The 301-nt window shown below is 45.8% G+C and carries 3 tRNA genes; all 3 read left to right on the forward strand.

The annotated features are described in order from the left end of the window. The first annotated feature begins 12 nt into the window (after positions 1-12). The 3 genes from LQ677_RS14575 (at position 13) to LQ677_RS14585 (ending at position 301) form a co-directional block, all read left to right on the forward strand. Positions 13-88 (forward strand) — tRNA-Lys (locus tag LQ677_RS14575). Positions 89-122: 34 nt separating this feature from the next. Then, a tRNA-Gly gene (locus tag LQ677_RS14580) sits at positions 123-197 on the forward strand. Between the two features lie 15 nt (positions 198-212). Beyond that, a tRNA-Leu gene (locus LQ677_RS14585) sits at positions 213-301 on the forward strand.

Genomic DNA, 301 nt, shown 5'->3' on the forward strand with positions numbered 1-301 from the left:
CACCATGTTTTAGAGCCATTAGCTCAGTTGGTAGAGCATCTGACTTTTAATCAGAGGGTCAGAGGTTCGAATCCTCTATGGCTCACCATTTTAAATATACTATATATAAAAATAATTATTTAGCGGAAGTAGTTCAGCGGTAGAATACAACCTTGCCAAGGTTGGGGTCGCGGGTTCGAATCCCGTCTTCCGCTCCATTTTTATTTTTTCTTGCCGGGGTGGCGGAACTGGCAGACGCACAGGACTTAAAATCCTGCGGTAAGTGATTACCGTACCGGTTCGATTCCGGTCCTCGGCACCA

It is taken from the genome of Mammaliicoccus sp. Q-M61 (genome assembly GCF_022386055.1).
GTDB lineage: Bacteria > Bacillota > Bacilli > Staphylococcales > Staphylococcaceae > Mammaliicoccus > Mammaliicoccus sciuri_A.